2 protein-coding genes are annotated in these 2,089 nt (G+C 60.8%); both read left to right on the forward strand.

The genetic code is table 11. From position 1 onward, the window contains the following. Window positions 1-943 (forward strand): nucleotide sugar dehydrogenase (locus tag AC2FNC_RS20690; protein WP_496716559.1); only part of this gene is annotated, 943 nt, incomplete at its 5' end. Window positions 944-1,050: 107 nt separating this feature from the next. Then, the coding region (locus AC2FNC_RS20695) for a UbiA family prenyltransferase (protein ID WP_496716560.1) at window positions 1,051-2,089 on the forward strand (1,039 nt) is incomplete at its 3' end.

Genomic DNA, 2,089 nt, shown 5'->3' on the forward strand with positions numbered 1-2,089 from the left:
CACTACCACACTGGTTCAGCCGATCCTTGAGGCGGGCGGTCTGCGCGCGGGCAGTGATTTCTTCCTGGCGTTTTCGCCCGAGCGCGAAGACCCCGGCAATGACAAGTTCGACACGCACAGCATCCCGAAAGTGGTTGGCGCCGACGATCCGCTGTCGCGGCAACTGGTCGAGGATTTCTACCGCGCTATCGTCACCAGCGCCGTTCCGGTCAGCTCGGCCGCCACAGCCGAAGCGGTGAAGCTGGTCGAAAACAGCTTTCGCACCGTCAATATCGCGCTGGTCAACGAGTTGAAGACCGCGCTTGAAGCAATGGACGTGGATGTCTGGGAAGTGATCGAGGCTGCGGCGACCAAGCCGTTTGGCTTCATGCCCTTCTATCCCGGTCCCGGAATTGGTGGGGCCTGCATCCCGGTGTCTCCGGCCTATCTGGCCTGGCGCGCTGCGGATGCAGGATCTGATACGCCGCTGATCAATCTGGCCCGCTCCAGTAATGACGCGGTGCCAGAGATGCTGGCGGCACGGATGGCGGCAGAACTGGCCGCGCGCAACGGGTCCGCGCTGGCGGAAACCGGGCAGCCCCTGACCGGACAGCGCATCCTGCTGATGGGCATCGCCTATAAGCGCGATGTCGAGGATACCCGCCGCAGCCCGGCGCTGGTGTTACTGGACGAGCTGGAGAAGCTGGGCGCCGAGGTTGACTATCACGATCCGTATTTCCCGCGCCTGCCCGAAGGCGGCGAATACCCGCAACTGGCGGGCCGGACCTCGCAGCCGCTGACGGCGGACAGCCTGAAACGTTACGCCGCCGTAGCTGTAATCACCGACCACAGCGCACCGGATTACGACTTGGTTGCCCGCGAAGCAGCCATGATCTTTGATACACGCAATGTTTTTGCAAAACACGGGATCACAGTAGACAGCGGGCGGTTCAGGAAACTCTGAAAAAGGCCAGGGTCCCGGCCCCCGGAAGCTGCGGACCATGGCAGAGACACGCCACCGGCAACCGGTTTACTTTCAGGCATGTGCAATTCGAAAGAAGACCCCCAGTAATGAGTAAAAAACCGGAAAAAATCTTTGTTGATCTGGATGGGACGCTGGTCAGAACAGACCTGTTTGTCGAGGCTATTCTGCTGTTCCTGAAGAAAAACCCGCTCAATCTTTTTCTGGTTCTTCTGTGGGTGTTCCGCGGCATCCCCTATGCCAAGGCGCGGATTGGCCGAGAAATCGGATTAGAAGCTGCGGACCTGCCGTTCGAAACCGACCTGCTGGATTATCTGCGCGTGCAGAAAGAAGAAGGCAGGCATCTGATCCTCGCAACAGCCTCTCACCGCATCTATGCCGAAAAGGTGGCCACGCATCTGGGCCTGTTCTCGTCTGTTCTGGCCACAGAGGAGGGCCGGAACCTGAAAGGGTCCAACAAGCTTGCCGCCATTCGTGACACAGCCGGATCCGACGCCTTTACCTATGCCGGAGACAGCACAGCCGACAGCCCGATCTGGGCGGCGGCCGGGTCGGGTATTTTCGTCAATGCCCCGGCGTCGGACGTGGCCGCGGCACAGGCTGCGGGTACCGCTGAAAAGGTCATCGCTTCACGCCCGCCGGTATGGCGCGCTTTCGTCAAGTCGATGCGCCCTCATCAATACGCCAAGAACGCCCTGATCTTTGTGCCGATCTTCACCTCGCAAATGCATCTGCCCGCAGCGGGGTTCCTGGCGGCGCTTCTGGCCTTTATCTGCTTCAGCCTCTGTGCGTCGGGCGTGTATTTCCTGAATGACCTGATGGACCTGCAGGCCGACCGCCACCACACCAGCAAGCGGTATCGTCCCCTGCCCGCGGGTGATCTGCCGCTTCAGACCGGTGTCATCGGGGCCATCGCCCTGCCCGGCATCGCCTTTGCCTTGTCCCTGCTCTTTCTGCCGCCCGCCTTCACGATTGTGCTGATCGCCTATCTGGCCATCACCATGGCCTATTCCTTCTGGCTCAAGCAGATCGCAACCGCAGATGTCATGGTGCTGGCCTCGCTTTACACGCTGCGTGTCATCGCCGGAGCAGCAGCCACGGGCATTGTGCTGTCCTCGTGGCTGTTGG

It is taken from the genome of Ruegeria sp. BHSA123 (assembly GCF_059613425.1).